At 44.8% G+C, this 13878-nt stretch carries 15 protein-coding genes; 5 read left to right on the top strand and 10 right to left on the bottom strand.

The window, feature by feature from the left end; translation table 11 throughout:
* From G3W54_RS11480 to argH, 5 genes are all read right to left on the bottom strand, one after another.
* Entirely contained in the window at positions 1-2577 is a 2577-nt protein-coding gene (locus tag G3W54_RS11480; RefSeq protein ID WP_162653175.1) for a TIGR02302 family protein, read from the bottom strand.
* A gap of 99 nt (positions 2578-2676) precedes the next feature.
* A complete protein-coding gene (locus G3W54_RS11475) occupies positions 2677-3456 on the bottom strand; it encodes a CPBP family intramembrane glutamic endopeptidase (RefSeq protein WP_162653174.1) in 780 nt (259 codons plus the stop codon).
* Between the two features lie 11 nt (positions 3457-3467).
* Positions 3468-4736, bottom strand: coding sequence for a diaminopimelate decarboxylase (gene lysA, locus G3W54_RS11470; RefSeq protein ID WP_162653173.1), 1269 nt, complete (start codon positions 4734-4736; stop codon positions 3468-3470).
* 34 nt (positions 4737-4770) lie between these two features.
* Complete coding sequence (locus G3W54_RS11465) at positions 4771-4935, bottom strand: lipoprotein (RefSeq protein ID WP_162653172.1); 165 nt, start codon at positions 4933-4935, stop codon at positions 4771-4773.
* A gap of 82 nt (positions 4936-5017) precedes the next feature.
* A complete protein-coding gene (gene argH, locus G3W54_RS11460; protein WP_162653171.1) occupies positions 5018-6424 on the bottom strand; it encodes an argininosuccinate lyase in 1407 nt (468 codons plus the stop codon).
* A gap of 23 nt (positions 6425-6447) precedes the next feature.
* Between argH and G3W54_RS11455 the strand changes: the two genes are divergently transcribed.
* Positions 6448-7122, top strand: a complete 675-nt coding sequence (locus G3W54_RS11455) for a redoxin family protein (RefSeq protein ID WP_244627882.1) — start codon at positions 6448-6450, stop codon at positions 7120-7122.
* A gap of 12 nt (positions 7123-7134) precedes the next feature.
* Here the strand turns inward: G3W54_RS11455 and G3W54_RS11450 are convergent, their stop codons facing one another.
* The 4 genes from G3W54_RS11450 to G3W54_RS11435 all read right to left on the bottom strand — a co-directional run bounded on the left by G3W54_RS11450 (position 7135) and on the right by G3W54_RS11435 (position 10901).
* The gene (locus G3W54_RS11450) at positions 7135-8010 is read right to left on the bottom strand and encodes a 3-hydroxybutyryl-CoA dehydrogenase (protein ID WP_174244248.1); all 876 of its coding nucleotides are present in this window, start codon (positions 8008-8010) and stop codon (positions 7135-7137) included.
* Positions 8011-8140: 130 nt separating this feature from the next.
* Positions 8141-9070 (bottom strand): electron transfer flavoprotein subunit alpha/FixB family protein, encoded by a 930-nt coding sequence (locus G3W54_RS11445; RefSeq protein WP_162653169.1) that lies wholly within the window; start codon positions 9068-9070, stop codon positions 8141-8143.
* Between the two features lie 11 nt (positions 9071-9081).
* Positions 9082-9831, bottom strand: a complete 750-nt coding sequence (locus tag G3W54_RS11440) for an electron transfer flavoprotein subunit beta/FixA family protein (protein WP_162653168.1) — start codon at positions 9829-9831, stop codon at positions 9082-9084.
* Between the two features lie 182 nt (positions 9832-10013).
* The gene (locus tag G3W54_RS11435; protein ID WP_162653674.1) at positions 10014-10901 is read right to left on the bottom strand and encodes a polyprenyl synthetase family protein; all 888 of its coding nucleotides are present in this window, start codon (positions 10899-10901) and stop codon (positions 10014-10016) included.
* Positions 10902-11031: 130 nt separating this feature from the next.
* Between G3W54_RS11435 and mtgA the strand changes: the two genes are divergently transcribed.
* The 4 genes from mtgA (at position 11032) to G3W54_RS11415 (ending at position 13413) form a co-directional block, all read left to right on the top strand.
* Positions 11032-11790, top strand: a complete 759-nt coding sequence (mtgA, locus tag G3W54_RS11430; RefSeq protein ID WP_244627881.1) for a monofunctional biosynthetic peptidoglycan transglycosylase — start codon at positions 11032-11034, stop codon at positions 11788-11790.
* Between the two features lie 67 nt (positions 11791-11857).
* The gene (locus G3W54_RS11425) at positions 11858-12505 is read left to right on the top strand and encodes a glutathione S-transferase family protein (RefSeq protein ID WP_162653167.1); all 648 of its coding nucleotides are present in this window, start codon (positions 11858-11860) and stop codon (positions 12503-12505) included.
* A 190-nt stretch (positions 12506-12695) separates the two neighbouring features.
* Positions 12696-12881 (top strand): 50S ribosomal protein L32, encoded by a 186-nt coding sequence (gene rpmF, locus G3W54_RS11420; RefSeq protein ID WP_162653166.1) that lies wholly within the window; start codon positions 12696-12698, stop codon positions 12879-12881.
* Between the two features lie 130 nt (positions 12882-13011).
* Positions 13012-13413: a hypothetical protein gene (locus G3W54_RS11415; RefSeq protein ID WP_162653165.1), complete on the top strand. Its 402-nt coding sequence runs from the start codon at positions 13012-13014 to the stop codon at positions 13411-13413.
* Between the two features lie 25 nt (positions 13414-13438).
* On the opposite strand, the gene G3W54_RS11410 is transcribed toward G3W54_RS11415, so the two are convergent.
* Complete coding sequence (locus G3W54_RS11410) at positions 13439-13867, bottom strand: heme-binding protein (protein ID WP_162653164.1); 429 nt, start codon at positions 13865-13867, stop codon at positions 13439-13441.
* Between the last annotated feature and the right edge of the window lie 11 nt (positions 13868-13878).

The raw sequence follows: 13878 nt of genomic DNA, 5'->3' as shown, positions 1-13878 counted from the left end.
TTATTGGGGCGTTTTTAAAAGACGCTCCAGATAGTTTTTCTCAAATTCTAATCTGAAGTTCTCACCCAGCCTTTTGCGTATGATCTCTAGGATTTCTCGTGCGCGTTGCACGTTGGCAGCATCATCAAAGTTACCGTTTGGATTTCGACCGTAAATTCCTTCTCGGTCTCCACCACTTCTGCGCCCTAATGGATCACGACCTTGGCCGTTTCCTTGTCTGCCCTGTGGTTGATTGCCCTGCTGGCCCTGACCTTGGCCTTGTTGAGCTTGCATCTGTTGTTGTAACTGGTCAAGCATTTGCTGTGCCCCTTCGCGCAGTGCTTGGATAGCCCGCCCTTGCTCTTCGCCAGCTTGCCCGGTTTGTCCGTTATTTAATTCGCCAGCTGCATTACCCATTGCATCTGCCGCTTCACCTAATCCTTCTGCTGGGTCAAGACCTTGTTCTTCCATCTGTTTTTGCAGTTGTTGGAGCCGCTCTTGTAAAGCTTGTTGTTGTTCTTCCAACTTTTGCAATGCATCTGCCAACTCTTGTTCTGAAAGTTCTTGTTGTTCACCTCCTTCCGGAGATGGGGTTGTGTTTTCCTGTCCTTGCTGGTTTTCGGTCTGTTGCTGTTGCTGTTGCTGTTGCTGTTGCTGTTGCTGTTGCTGTTGCTGTTGCTGTTGCTGTTGCTGCTGCTGGTATGTTTGGTCGAGCAAACGTTGTTGCTCGCGTAAAATCTCTCCCAGTTCGTTTAACTGCTGTTCTGTTTGGCTTTGTTCGCCAGATTGCGGCTGTTGTTGGCGGTTTGCTTGCATATTATTCATCATGTTTTGCAAGTCATTAAGCATACGTTGTGCTTGCTCACGATTTCCAGATTTTGCCATTTCTTCAATCTGGTCCAGCATGTCGGTCAAATCCTGCGCTTCTAACTCGAGCGCATTTTGTTGTTGGTTTTGCTGCGGTGGGTTTACGTTATCACTTTGCGCCAGTTGCTGTAGATAGTCATCCATCGCTTCACGAAGTTCATCCATCAATTGTGCGATTTCTTCTTCACTTGCACCTTGTTCAAGTGCTTCTGACAGCGCCTTTTGAGCATTTTTAAGTCTTTGTTCGGCCAGTGATAAATCTCCATCCTCCAACAGAAGCGCAATGCTCCATAAATCATCGACCCAGCGGAGTAAGTCTTCATCACTATAAGCAAGACTCATGCCTTCTCGAGCTGATTTTATGAGTAGATAATCGCGTATATTCGGGATTGTTTCCTCGGGTAGTGCAGTTAGAGCGTCATTTAATACGATTGCTCGCGGTAGTTCATAAGCATCAAATGCAAGGACTTTGCGTTGTTCGAGCATTGATTTTGCAAGCGGGCTTACAAATTGCCGTTCTGGCAATATAACCTCTACACCCTCTGCTCGACTTTCCTGCCCCGCATGGTCGGTTACAATAAGTGTAATGATTGCTTCCTCGCCTGCAAGCGGGTGGTCGGTGAGGTCATAGCTTGTTGAAGCCAGACCATCATCACTGTTGCGGCGAGGCAATTGTAGATCAAATTCAGGTGAATCATAGAGCGGTAATGCATGATCGTCCGCTGGATAAAGTGGCTCAATAATGGCTTTTGCAGATGCAACACCATGATCATCGGTTGCAAAATATGACAGTTCGAGAGCTCCATTGAGAGCTTTTTCTGGAAATCTGGAAAATGCGATATTTGGGGGCGTATCTCGGACTAGATTTAGCTGCCAGTTTTGAGCATTGGATATTCTTAATTCTCCATCATTTACCGGGGTAAATATATAAGAACGTGCATTTGGGTTTTGCCTATCCAAACTTTCGTTGAATGCTAGTTTTGAACCGCCTTTAAGGATAAATTCTGGTGTTTTTATATCTTCAATAGCACCAGCCAATCGAACAACAATTTGACTATTCTCAGGAATGGCAATGGGCTGATCGCTGGGAAGGTTTTTTAAAAATATAGGCGCTTGATTAACGTAAGACGGCGGTTTTATCCATGCATCAACACGAACGAGATCGGCTTGGTTTATAAGATTTTTCGGTTTCGAAAATGCATCTAAAACGGTACCGGATTGACCAGAAAATGAATAGGAAAAACCCGTTGCGAGAAGCAGCAAGACAAGTGCACGAAATCCATAAGGATCACGACTATCGGTGTTTGTTCGTAGTGATCCCTGACGCAGATTTTCAAGTTTCTTTAGCATCCGTCTTTGATGCTCTTTCCAAAGTACCAAGGAGCCGTGATCATCTTGGCTAAGCTCTTGGTTATGAACAGCTAGCCCTTGATGAGGAATTTGGTTGTCCTCTTCCAGACGTTGATCTGCTTCTGCTATTGTTGGCAGTCTAAGTTTTGTAAAGGGGAGAAGTGTATAGATTAGACTTATTGCGAAAACCACAAGAATGGTGATGTTTGCCCAGAATGGTATTGATCGAAAAAAGCCGAACCAGGAAATGGCAATGAACAATCCCATTATACACAATGGGAATAGCAAAACGGACCACAAGCGCTCGGCAAATATAGTTACACGGCTTAGAAAGCGGTGTTTTAATATAGATTGTTTAGCGCGCCCTTGGTCCTTATCCATAACCAGCCTTCAAGAATCTTTGTGTTGGCAGGAGCTTAACACGTCAATATAGCAAAAACGAGACGGATTATTTTCAACAATCTGTGTTGATGTTACAATTTACTCTAGCAGGCTGAGGCCAATTTCCCCTGTTTTAGAATAAACAAGCCAACTTGATATAACTGCAAGAACAAAATAGGGAATTATGCTGACCCGAAACCAATCATTCGGCTTTGGAAGCCCCACAAAGAGGGCCCAGTTTGAAGCAAGATTTAGTGTTAAATGGATCAATATTGCTGGTAATATTGATCCGCCAGAAAGGGTATAGGCTGCTCCGATGATAATGGAGTAAGCCAAGCAGTGAAAGCCAAACAGGTAAATGGATATTTCTGATTGCGGTGATTGAATTGTCCATAATGGAAGATGCCAGATGTACCAGATGAAACCGATAAAAATGCTTGTTTCTAACCATCCGAGTTGCGTGTTTAGATCTTCCTGCATAAAGCCGCGCCAGCCCAATTCCTCCCCTAGGGGGCCGAGAATAAGATTGAACGCTATTGATATAAATACTAATTTTATTCTGAGAGGCTCCCTGTCACCTTTTGTAAATCGGGAAAGAATGAGCAACAAAAAAATAGGCGCTATGACGAGTAGCCAAACTTGATCTGGTATAGTTGAAATTTGGAAGATAGGTGCCAATAATTCTACCAACCTCCCATCTTGATAGGATAGGAGAATGGCCGCGAGCGATGGCCCCCAAACGGTTATAAGCCAAAATGGAATGGCTTTAGGGTTGTCTGGCGAATGGGCACCGGGAATTTTTGCAATACAAATGAAGCCGCAGATTGAGATAGCAAATGTTAGAGCTAGAAATGCAACAATATTTGTTTGAACTTCCATTTGGTGTCCGACTATTTTAACCAGTCTGGGAGGGAGTCCATCTCTATGAGTTGGTCAATGGAAATACGTTCACGAACAACATGAAACTTATCGTCATTTACTAGAACTTCTGGGATTAAAGGTCGTGAATTATATGTCCCTGACTGGACAGCGCCATAAGCGCCTGCACTTGAGACGGCCAATAGATCGCCAGGTTCAGGTTCTGACATCTGGCGATCTTGCGCCAAGTAATCACCCGTTTCACAAACCGGACCAACAATGTCGGCGATGATTGCAGGGGCATTTGCTGCAGATATTTCAACAGGCATAATTTCATGCCAAGCATCATAAAGTGTGGGTCGGATAAGATCGTTCATCGCGCCATCAACGATTACGAAATTTTTCTCGCCGCCATCTTTTACATAGATTACTTCTGTGACAAGAATGCCAGCATTTCCTGCAATCAAACGGCCCGGTTCCATCAAAACTTTACAATCCAACCCTTTTAAGCGATCTTCTGCAACTCGGGCATAGGCACTCGGGTCCGGCGGAGGAGAATTGTCGTTTTTATAGGGAATGCCAAGGCCCCCGCCAATGTCGACATGGCTAACGGTATGACCTTCACTGCGTAATTCCTCGACAAGTTCTACAAGCAACGCAAAGGCGTCATCGAATGGTTGAAGATCTGTGATCTGGCTGCCAATATGCATGTCAATGCCATGCGCATTGATACCTTCTAAGTCACGGGCGCGTGCATAGACTTCTTTGGCTCTTTTATAAGAAATGCCGAATTTGTTTTCAGCCTTACCAGTCGAGATTTTTGCGTGTGTTTTTGCATCAACATCTGGATTTATACGAAAAGAGACAGGCGCTTTTTTACCTATTTTAAGCGCACGGTTGTTTAGCAGTTCAAGTTCTGGCTCGGATTCTACATTGAAACACAAAATACCTGCTTCTAATGCTGCGTCCATTTCATGCGCTGTTTTACCAACGCCTGAGAAAACTATTTTTTGAGCATCGATACCTGCTGCTAGCGCGCGTGCTAACTCTCCACCTGATACAATGTCAACGCCAGAGCCAAGTTTTGCCAGTGTCGCGAGAACAGCCTGATTTGAGTTCGCTTTCATGGCGTAGCACACAAGAGAATCTAGGTCGGAAAAAGCTTCAGCGTAGATTTTGTAATGGCGTTCAAATGTTGCTGTTGAATAGCAGTAAAATGGCGTGCCAACTTTTGCTGCGATTTCAGGAATAGCAACATTTTCGGCATGCAAGATGCCATCTTTATAATCAAAATGGTTCATTTATGCATTCACTCAGTCGTTGGTGTAGCGGTTATTAATCAAGTAAAAAACCGGAACTTTTGGTTTTTGTCTCTTCAGGCGCTGGTGCTGTCTTTTTCGCATCCAGATCACCAGGTGCAACCAAAGGGCTTTTTTGTCCGCATGCAGAAAGAGCCATGAGAGAAGTCAAAGCAATTACAAATAAAGTTATACGCGACATGCGTCAGTTCCTTTAAACGATGTATGAACATCTCTTCTAGCGAAAAAAGTTCTGTCCGTGCACCCTGTTTATGAAAATTAATTTAAACCCAATTATGTTTTTGCCAATGAGCAATCTGTTTACGAACTTGCTCTGGTGCTGTGCCGCCATAGCTTTTGCGTGAGTTTACGGAAGCATCGACAGTGAGTACCGAGAATATTTCTTTGGTGATAGAAGCATTCAGGCTCTGCAAGTCTTCAAGAGACAATTCATGAAGCTCGATATTTTGCTCTTCAGCCATTGCAACGGCTGCGCCTGTGACATGGTGTGCGTCGCGGAAGGGAAGGCCTGCCTCACGTACAAGCCAATCGGCAAGATCGGTAGCTGTCGAAAAACCAGAACCTGCGGCGGCACGCATAGCATCTTTATTCACATGCATATCGGATACCATGCCTGTTAAAGCTAAAATCGCGAGTTCTAAACTTTCAGCTGCATCAAAGACGGGTTCTTTATCTTCTTGCATATCTTTGGAGTAGGCAAGGGGTAGCCCTTTCATAACCGTCAGCAACGAAATATTTGCACCATTAATGCGACCTGTTTTTGCACGAACAAGTTCTGCCGCATCCGGGTTTTTCTTTTGCGGCATGATGGATGAACCGGTTGAGAAACTGTCAGACATGCGAACAAAGTTAAATTGTGGTGTTGACCAGATAACCAATTCCTCGGCAAACCGCGACATGTGTGTGGCGCAGATCGAGGCGTTCGACAAAAATTCCAATGCGAAATCTCGATCTGATACACTATCTAACGAATTGCGTGTTGGCTCTCTAAAACCTAGCGTTTCTGCAACTTGATGACGGTTTGTATCAAATCCTGTGCCTGCAAGAGCCGCCGCACCAAGCGGGCATTCATTAAGTCGGTCAATACAATCGAGCATGCGTGTTCGGTCACGTGCAAACATTTCTACATATGCCATACAGTGATGACCAAATGTGACTGGTTGTGCGGTCTGTAAGTGCGTGAAACCTGGCATAACCGTATCGACATGTTCTTCCGCGAGCCCAACAAATGCAGAAATTAACTTCTCCAGATGGGTGACGTTTTTGGTAAGCTCGGCACGAACCCACATGCGAAAATCAAGCGCAACTTGGTCATTGCGCGAACGAGCCGTGTGTAATCTGCCAGCTGCAGGACCAATAAGATCACGCAAACGAGCTTCCACATTCATGTGGATATCTTCCAAAGCGCGGGAATATTGAAAAGTATCATCTTCAATTTCTGACAATATTGTGTTCAGACCGTGAGTAATTTTTTCGCGATCTTCTGCCGAAATTATGCCACTATCGGCAAGCATTTGTGCGTGAGCCATTGAGCCTTCAATGTCTTGCGCATAAAGTTTTTTGTCGAAATCAATAGATGCATTAATTTCTTCCATGATAGCGTCAGGACCGGAGCCAAAACGGCCACCCCACATTTTGTTCGAAGATTTGTTATTTTCATTTTCGGACATATCAGAAGACCCCGGAGTAAAAGATGACAGAGCAAAATAATTCGACGACAAGAACGAAACCAATTACGCGAATTTTTATCGGGCTTGGAATTTGTGTCGTCGCGGCAGGGATATACGTGATGAATGGGGTGTATGGCAATCAAACAATTGAAACTAATCAGCCTGTTGCCTCAGAAACTACCAAAAAGCGGGCAATTATCATCGAGGCATCTGCACAAGGTGATGTTGCTGCAATGCTTGCAGTTGACGAACCCCGCCAGGTTCCAGACCATCAATTTATAGCGCCGGACGGGTCTATAAAGACAATTGGGGACTTTAAGGGAAAGGTGCTGCTGGTTAATCTTTGGGCTACGTGGTGCGCGCCGTGCCGGGAAGAAATGCCAGCTATATCCGATTTGCAGGCACAAAAATCAGGCGAAGATTTTGACGTTCTAACAATCAATATTGATCGCGGTGGACGTGAAAAACCCGAAGGTTTCTTGAACGAAATTGGCGTTGATAATTTGCCACTCTACCAAGATGCTAGCATGGGTATTTTCAATAAGCTAAAAAAAGAAGGAATTGCATTTGGACTTCCCGTCACAATGCTTCTTGATGAAGATGGATTTATACTCGCTTCTATGAATGGTCCAGCGCACTGGTCTGGCGATGATGCGCTGAATTATATTGATGCGGCTATTGCTTCAAAAGATCCGTGATAGCCTGTTGTCTTAACGTGTAGGGACAGGTGTTTCTCCGGAATAATCATAAAAGCCACGACCTATTTTTCGGCCTAGCCATCCAGCTTCAACATATTTGACGAGTAGCGGGCAGGGGCGATATTTGGAATCTGACAGACCATGATAAAGAACTTGCATGATAGACAGGCAAGTATCAAGGCCAATAAAGTCAGCTAACTCGAGTGGTCCCATAGGGTGGCGTGTACCAAGTTTCATGCCAGTGTCGATAGCCTCAACAGAGCCTACACCTTCATAAAGTGTGTAGATTGCTTCGTTGATCATCGGAAGTAGGATGCGATTGACTATGAAGCCGGGAAAATCTTCCGATAGAGTCACGGTTTTGCCGAGTGAAATAGCAAATTCTTTTGCTGTTTCGAATATGTCTTCTTCAGTTGCAATCCCACGGATAAGCTCAACAAGTTCCATAACCGGAACAGGATTCATGAAATGAATACCAACAAATTGTCCCGGGCGATCGGTCGTTGCAGCGAGACGTGTGATGGGTAGCGAGGATGTGTTGCTTGCCAGAATAGCCTCTGGTTTTAAAATAGCACAGAGCCCTTCAAAAATCTTACGTTTGACATCCTCATTTTCAGTGGCAGCCTCGATCACCATGTCGCAATCTTTTAAGTTCTCGACAATGGGTGCAGGGCCGATACGTGCAAGTGCACTGGTTTTATCGGCTTTGCTTAGTTTCCCGGATGAGACTTGGCGATCCATATTTTTTGCGATTTTAGAGAGTGCTTTATCAATCTGATCGGCTGCCACATCATGAATTAGTACATCATAACCTGACGTAGCGCAGACATGTGCTATGCCTCCGCCCATTTGCCCTGCACCAACAATGCCAACTGTTTTGATCTCGATTGTCATAGTTTTCCCATCCTGTGAATTGCTGGATATATATTTATGCTGCGCTGCAAGATAAATCAATGGAACAAAAAAATAGCCGTAAGATAATTAATCTTCCGGCTATTTTATTGAATTTGTTCAAAGCTTAGAGAGCTTTTTCAAGCTCTGGCAAGATATCAAACAGATCCGCAACGATACCGTAGTCTGCAACCTGGAAGATTGGCGCTTCTTCATCTTTGTTGATCGCAACAATGATTTTAGAATCTTTCATCCCTGCCAAATGTTGAATGGCACCGGAAATACCGGCTGCGATATAAAGATCTGGTGCCACCACTTTACCCGTTTGGCCGACCTGCCAATCGTTTGGCGCATAACCACTATCAACAGCTGCGCGAGATGCGCCAACGGCAGCGCCAAGCTTATCGGCAACAGGAAGGATAACTTCGTCGAACTTTTCAGCAGAACCAAGTGCGCGACCACCAGAGATGATGATTTTCGCAGATGTAAGTTCCGGACGGTCATTTTCTACGATCTTGTCACCAATGAAACTTGAAAGACCTTGATCACCAGTAGATGCGAGAGCTTCCACGCTCGCAGAGCCACCTTCAGCTGCATCTGAGAAAGATGCCGTGCGAATGGTGATGACTTTTTTTGCTTCGCTTGATTTTACTGTTTGGACTGCATTGCCCGCATAGATCGGGCGCTTGAATGTATCGGAAGATACGACATCCGTGATTTCAGAAATCTGCATAACATCCAGCAGAGCTGCAACACGTGGCATGTAATTTTTGCAGGCGACAGAGGCTGGCGCTACAATTGTATCGTAGTTATCAGCGGCAGAAACAATCAAGTCTGCCATTGGTTCTGCAAGGAAGTTTTCGTATTCGTCAGCGTCGCTGTGAAGAACTTTGCGAACACCTGATAGTTTAGCCGCAGCATCCGCAACGCCTGACGCGCCTTTGCCTGCAACAAGCACATCAACGTCGGAACCTATTTCCAAGGCTGCAGTCAATGCTTTGTTTGTTTGATCTGAAAGTGCTGAATTATCATGTTCAGCAACAAGTAGAATAGCCATTTTCGTCGCTCCTATAATACGCCAGCTTCGTTTTTCAATTTATCAACAAGTTCATCAACTGAACCAACGATCACACCTGCTTGGCGTGTTTCTGGCTCTTCAGTTGTGATGATTTCCAGGCGAGGTGTAGTATCAATACCAAGATCCGCAACAGTCTTCTTATCAATCGGCTTTTTCTTGGCTTTCATGATATTAGGCAGCGAGGCAAAACGTGGTTCGTTTAAACGAAGGTCTGTTGTTGCAACCATTGGCATTTTGACATTGATTGTTTGCATACCGCCATCAACTTCACGTGTTACTTCCGCGCTATCGCCGTTCACTTTGATCTCAGAGGCATATGTTGCCTGAGGCCAGCCAAGAAGAGCGGCCAACATTTGACCGGTTTGGCCTGCATCATCATCAATGGCTTGTTTGCCGGCAATAACGAGATCCGTACCTTCTGTTTCGACAACCGATTTTAGGATTTTTGCGACTGTCAAAGGTTCCGTGAGTTCATCAGTTTCAACCAACACACCGCGATCAGCGCCCATTGCGAGAGCTGTGCGAATTGTGTCTTCAGATTTTGCCGGGCCAATCGAAACAGCAATCACTTCATCTGCTGTTCCTGCTTCACGCATGCGTAAAGCTTCTTCCACTGCAATTTCATCAAATGGGTTCATCGACATTTTGACATTTGCCAATTCAACGCCCGATCCATCTGGTTTTACTCGAACTTTCACGTTGTAATCGACAACGCGTTTAACGGGTACGAGAACCTTCATCTCAAATCCTTCTCTCAATAAAACTTACCTATAGAGCCTGTCTATATCGATCAATTGTCGCAAATGTTTTGCAATGTCAAACCAATTCATACGGTGGCAACAAACGTTACGTTATTTTGGGTAGATTTAGGACGTTGTCTCTGATTTTTACGGCTCTGTGCAAATGTAACGATAGGTTTTTTCTATCGATCTCGGAAGATTACAAAATTGGCTGTTTCTTCAAGTATTTTGGTGTCGCGGTTCATTCCATGTAGCAAAGTTTTAGCTTCTTCGGCGAGTTCAACAAGTTTTGCCCTTGCCCAATCAGCGCCATGTAACGCGACCAACGTGGCTTTGCCACGATCGGCATCTTTGCCGGTATTTTTGCCCATAGTTTTAGCATCAGATGTTACATCTAGGAGGTCGTCGGCAAGCTGGAAAGCCTGTCCGATGATGCGGCCAAAGTTGCTCATGGTTTCATGTTCAAAATTGTCAGCATCGCCAATTTTTGCTCCTGCCTCGCAGGCATAACGGATAAGCGCTCCGGTTTTCATCTGTTGAAGTGTTAAGATGCCAGCTTCATCGGGCGCGGTTTTCTCCGCGGCAAGATCAAGCGCTTGGCCGCCCACCATGCCGCCAAGACCTGACGCGCGGGTAAGGCTGGAGATCAATTTGATTTTCTTTTCTGCCGAAAGAGGGGTTGTATCTGCTGATAATACATCAAAGGCATAAGTGAGTAAGCCATCACCTGCCAGAATTGCAGTTGCTTCATCGAAAGCTATGTGAACGGTGGGCTGTCCTCGGCGTAATGCATCATCATCCATTGCCGGGAGATCATCATGGACAAGTGAATAACAATGAATACATTCAAGCGCCGTTGCTACCTTTAAAGCGGCAACGGAGCTGCCGTTAAAGCTTTTTGCTGTTTCAAGCACTAAGAATGGACGTAAACGCTTGCCACCATTTAGTGAGCCATGACGCATTGCCTGCATGAGATGATCAGGTCGCACGATTTCGCCTTGTAAAATATCTTCCGATAAAACAGTTTTCAACTCCTGCTCAATCAGCTTGGCAGTGTTTTGTAGTTTCATTGTAAAATTTTGTTTTGCTTGATCAATCATGATTTTCTATTGCCATGACTTATGAGTGATCGCAATCTTTTCTTGATGTTTGTTATATGACCTTTTATCCAGAGCGAAGGATTGTTTTGGGGTGGTGCAGTTGGCAAAAGCAAAGAAAGTAACAAAGAAGAAGATCAAAGCTAAGGCTGTGAAGCCAGCTCAAGTCTCTTGGCGTCAACGCTTAAAGCGATGGCTTTGGCGGTTGTTGTTCGTGATATTAATTATATTGCTGTTGCCGTATCTTCTTGTATTGCTTTATCGGTTTGAGTTTATCCATCCTGTTTCCACTTTAATGCTAGGTGAACTGATGTCTGGCCGCAGCTATGAACGACAATGGGTTGAGCTAGAAGATGTAGCCCCGGTCATGGTTCAGTCTGTCATTATGAGCGAAGATGGCCAATATTGCGCCCATTCAGGTGTAGATTGGGATGCGCTCAGTATTATCGTTGAAGAAACATTGGAAAATGGCTCTCCGTCCCGCGGTGCCAGCACAATTTCCATGCAAGTTTCGAAGAATCTGTTTCTCACCTCTTGGCGATCTCCCATTCGTAAGATGTTGGAGATACCGCTGGCACTTTTCTCAGATATGTTCTGGGGGAAGCCGCGTATGATCGAACTCTATCTCAATTCTGCTGAATGGGGACATGGTATTTACGGAGTTGAGGCGGCTGCGCAAAGTTATTTTGGGCGGTCTGCGGAAAAGCTCACGCGTAAACAAGCTGCGCTTCTCACAGTAGCACTCCCCAATCCAATCTTGCGAAACCCTGCTAATCCTTCGAAAGGATTGCGACGTTTAGCTAGCAGGATCGAAACGCGCTCAAAACAATCTGGTGCATATATCAAATGTATTTATCCATAGATTAGCAACTATTGTTGGACATAGGGTGTTAGATTTGCGACTCCAGCTGTGACAAGGAGATAATCGCATGTCTGATTTTACACTTTATATAGGTAACAAAAACTATTCATCATGGTCATTTAGACCGTGGATCGGCCTTAAAGTTGCTGGTATTGAATTTGAAGAAAAACTTGTTCCGTTTGAAATGGCAGCGGGAAACCCCAAGTTTAAAGAATTCTCACCAACGGGGAAGGTTCCCGTTCTTGTTGATGGTGATTTGGTAGTAGCAGAATCACTTGCCATTCTTGATCATGTTGCGAGAAAATTTCCTGAAAAGAATCTATGGCCAAGTGACGAGCGTGTTCGTACGCTGGCTATGGCAGCTTCATGCGAAATGCTTGGCGGATTTTCAGCCATACGAAATCAGTGTCCTATGAATTTGCGTCGCCCAATCAAGAGGCTTGAGCAAGATGCGGCACTTGCAAAAGATGTTGCTCGCATTGAAACGTTGTGGATTGAGAACTTAAACAAGTTTGGCGGTGATTTTCTGTTTGGCAAATTTTCCATCGCGGATGCAATGTTTGCACCTGTTGTCAATCGATTAGAAGTCTATGCTCTTACGAGTAATGTTCAGATTCGTGCATATATGGAGCGGGTGAAATCGCTTGCCGCTTGGCAAGAATGGGAGGCTGCTGGTATAAAAGAGCCATGGATCGTAGAGGAAGACGAAGCCTAACAGCCTTTTTCACAAATAATACAGGTTTTCTTGGTGTCAATTATGGTTGATGTAAAAAATCTGATAATTTCACTGGTCAAAAGGTGAAACTCATTGTATAAGCCCGCCAAATCCCAATTTTGGCGTTGCGACCAAGAGGGCGGTTAAATACACCGTCGATAACGTAATGCCCGCACTAATGGAGTAGAAAATGGCTGTACCAAAGAGTAAGATCACGCGTTCTAGACGCGGTCATCGTCGGTCAACAGATGCGCTGAAAGCACCGCAATATGTTGAAGATAAAGATTCAGGCGAACTTCGTCGTTCACACCATATCGATCTTAAAACCGGTATGTATCGTGGCCGTCAGGTTTTGACACCTAAAGAAGACGCATAATTTAACGATAATTCGTTTTATGTAATTTGCTGATTAGGCTGGCCCGATTTTATGTCGAGCTGGCCTTTTTCTATATTCTCTAGTCTATAGCGTCTAGTAATTTGCAGGCGAGATAAGAAAGATCATCACAATGTTATTTGCAATCCCGCTAATGCTAATTCCATTTATTCTGTATAATGTTGTTATGCTTGGACCTGGGGCCGGCATTGGTGGCCTTGAAAACCAAGTTATGGAATTGTCCATGCTCTCTGGCGCTAACTGGATCGTCAATGTAGGGGATCTATTTATTCTGATCGCACTCGTTTTGTTATTTATCGAAATTTTAAAATCGACGCGAACTGGACCATTTTCAGTTCTTGATCATATGTTGTCGATGTTTGTTTTCATTGCATTTTTGGTAGAGTTTTTGCTGGTTAAGGGCGCTGCTACTCAAATATTCTTTGTGCTGATGGCAATCTCATTCATTGATGTGATCGCGGGATTTTCCGTGTCTATCAAGTCTGCTGGGCGCGATGTCTCAATTGGTCTTTAAATATCGAGTTTAGATCTGATAGAAATTAACCTGCATCAGCTATAAATCCTGCAGCCTCAATGCCTGCAATTGCAGCGGCTTCATCATTGTCTGATACGTCGCCAGTGATGCCAACTGCGCCAATGACATCACCTTTAGATGTTTTAACCAATACACCCCCTGGCACCGGTACAATTTTACCGCCGGATACGTTTGAAAGCCCTTCCAGGAAGTGCGGGCGTCCTTCTGCTTGCGCATCAAGCCAGCGTGAACCGACACCACAGGCAACTGCTCCATAGGCTTTGCCGCATGCAATTTCAAAACGCATCATGGATGCACCATCTTGTCTTTGAAACGCCTTAACGTGTCCACCAGCATCTAGGACCACCACAGCCAGAGGTTTTAAGCCAAGTCTAGCACTCTCAAGATATGCTGCTTCGATCATTTTATTTGCGTCTGAAAGGGTAATTTGCATGGAAGTCCTCA

Origin of the sequence: Lentilitoribacter sp. Alg239-R112, from assembly GCF_900537175.1 — a bacterium.
GTDB lineage: Bacteria > Pseudomonadota > Alphaproteobacteria > Rhizobiales > Rhizobiaceae > Lentilitoribacter.
This window is presented reverse-complemented; position numbering and strand designations above follow the sequence as displayed.